The organism is Mycobacterium sp. SMC-18, assembly GCF_045310895.1.
Taxonomy (GTDB): domain Bacteria; phylum Actinomycetota; class Actinomycetes; order Mycobacteriales; family Mycobacteriaceae; genus Mycobacterium.
Genome location: NZ_JBJIAL010000109.1, coordinates 1 through 2,138 on the forward strand (window position 1 = coordinate 1; position 2,138 = coordinate 2,138).

Below are 2,138 nucleotides of genomic sequence, written 5' to 3' on the forward strand. Positions count from 1 at the left end.
CCATCGTGGTGGATCATCTCGCTTCCCCCGCCAACCTTGCGGGATTCAGCGTGTCCAACACACGGGGTCAAGTCCCATGGATAGACTGCCGCTGAATTTCACGATTGGGAGGATCGGCATGGCGAATAGCCGTTGGGTATCGACGATCGTGGTTGCGGGCGTTGTCTTGGCAGGTGGCGCAGCAGCTACAGCGTGGGCAGGAGGTCCGCCCGGTTTCGTACAAGACGCCGAGGACGTATCGGTCGCGGTCGGCACGGGCGAATTCCAAGGCGCGCTGGTTGGTTTCACCGCTACCGGCGATACCAACGACCACGCTTCGGCGGCTGTCATCGCGGCGTGCAATGCCGCGGGCGGTGTGGAATGCACCAGCGATGAGGTGACCAACGATCGCCTGTGCATCGTGTCTGTGGGCGATGGGGTTACCCACGTCGTCAGTGGCGGCGCCGGAGTGACGGTCGAAGCCGCCCGTGACGATGCCTTCAACCGCGCCGCGGCTGCGGGCACGCCTCTCGGGGCGGATTCCACCACCGTCGTATCGGCCTGTCCCTGATGAGCGCGCACATGTCAGCGCGTACCGCGCACATCCATGTTGGTACCGCGATTGAGGGGAACGGACACATGCCAAGTCGACGCAAGGCGGCACTGCTGATGGTGAGTTTGGCTGCGGCGGCAGGCATCTCGGCGCCTGTTGCCAACGCTCGGCCGACGTGCCAGGACACGTTCGCCAAGACCATCTGTTCGACGAATGGCAGTACTTCGATCAAGGCGCGCCCGGGTACGGTCGCGCCGCCTGCCAACCAACCCATGATGCCGTGGATCGGTATGCCGGGACGCCGACGCTGACACTGACACCTGAGGTTGACCCGCCTGGATCAGGCGGGTCAACCTCGGCATCCGGCAGGCGACCGCGACGTTGACCGACGCGCGCCTCACTCCTTCTTGGACGGGATGACGATCACAACGATCAGCGTCAGGATCGAGAAGAACAGCCCGAGAATTCCCCAGCCCAAAGGGTTACGGCCTTTCGTGCCCGCAATTACCGCGCAGATGATCGCGGCAATGATGCTGCCGATCGCGACGAAGATTCCCTTGATGCCACGCAGGATGAATCCGGCCGCTTCTGGCTGGCTCTGTAGGGCGACTATCACTTCGTGAACCATGTCTATTCCTCACCCTGAGTGACGCGTCGACAGCATCAGCTGACTCAGCTATTCCCACACGTGGGATTGTCCAAACTTCAAGCGCGGCCGGCCCAACCGCGCCGACCCGACTCGACCGACTTACCGTTTCAGGGCGCCCGTGAGGCTGGGCAGCAGGACATCATCGACCAGGATTCGGACGGTGTCTTCAGTCGGCGGCCGATCTGACACCAATGCCCGGAACACCAGATACCCCGGCAGCAGATCAAAGATCTCTTCGTCGATGGTGGCGCCGTCGATCTCGCCGCGCTCGACGGCCTCGGCCAGCACATGGTCGAACACCAATTTGCGGTGATGCACGAACTTGGCCTGCATCACCGCCTGCAGACCCGGATTGTGTGACATCTCGTTCAGCACCGCCCGCATGGTCCTCGCGTGCACCTGCGCCTGATCGCATACCGACCGGCCGATCTCCAGCAAGTCTCCGCGCAGTGAACCCGTATGCGGCGGCACCGAAGAGCTGCGCGTGCCTTCGATGAAGGCCGCCAGCACCAAATCCGCCTTCGACGGCCAGCGCCGGTACATCGTCGCCTTACTGGCCTTGGCCTTGGTCGCGACCGCTTCCACGCTCAGGCGGTCATAACCGTGTTCCTGCAACAACTCCAGTGTGATCGCCAGCAACTCGGCTTCGCGTTCACTCCACGGGCAGTTGGCGGCATCGCCCACGTCCTCGGACATCACCACTCCCCTTCCTGCCGCACGCAGTTGGAATATCAGAGTTACACCACGGCGTTGCGCTTAGTCGCGGCAATGTGCGCAGCCTTTTGCCCGTATGTCAACTCGGTTGCGATCGCGCGTACGGTACCGTACCGTTCTCTTTCACGGGACGAATCGACGATATTGCTCGGCCTGTTCGTCTACGGGGCCTTGCCCCCATGTAGTGGACACGGGATTTGTGGTTACGCGGCTACTGGCAGCGTAGCCGGTGTTAGGGTCCTT

At 62.6% G+C, this 2,138-nt stretch carries 3 protein-coding genes; 1 reads left to right on the plus strand and 2 read right to left on the minus strand.

Annotation, left to right across the window (positions count from 1 at the left end; genetic code table 11):
• Positions 1-76 precede the first annotated feature (76 nt).
• Complete coding sequence (locus ACJH6J_RS30240; RefSeq protein ID WP_406803311.1) at positions 77-550, plus strand: hypothetical protein; 474 nt, start codon at positions 77-79, stop codon at positions 548-550.
• Positions 551-929: 379 nt separating this feature from the next.
• Here the strand turns inward: ACJH6J_RS30240 and ACJH6J_RS30245 are convergent, their stop codons facing one another.
• Both ACJH6J_RS30245 and ACJH6J_RS30250 read right to left on the minus strand, forming a co-directional pair.
• Positions 930-1,160: a deoxyribodipyrimidine photolyase gene (locus ACJH6J_RS30245; RefSeq protein WP_406803312.1), complete on the minus strand. Its 231-nt coding sequence runs from the start codon at positions 1,158-1,160 to the stop codon at positions 930-932.
• A gap of 120 nt (positions 1,161-1,280) precedes the next feature.
• Entirely contained in the window at positions 1,281-1,877 is a 597-nt protein-coding gene (locus ACJH6J_RS30250; protein WP_406803313.1) for a TetR/AcrR family transcriptional regulator, read from the minus strand.
• Positions 1,878-2,138: the final 261 nt, after the last annotated feature.

What these genes read in the sequence shown, in the direction of transcription:
- ACJH6J_RS30240 (WP_406803311.1), top strand. Translation starts at nt 77, where the DNA reads ATGGATAGACTGCCGCTGAATTTCACGATTGGGAGGATCGGCATGGCG.
- ACJH6J_RS30245 (WP_406803312.1), bottom strand. Translation starts at nt 1,160, where the DNA reads ATGGTTCACGAAGTGATAGTCGCCCTACAGAGCCAGCCAGAAGCGGCC.
- ACJH6J_RS30250 (WP_406803313.1), bottom strand. Translation starts at nt 1,877, where the DNA reads ATGTCCGAGGACGTGGGCGATGCCGCCAACTGCCCGTGGAGTGAACGC.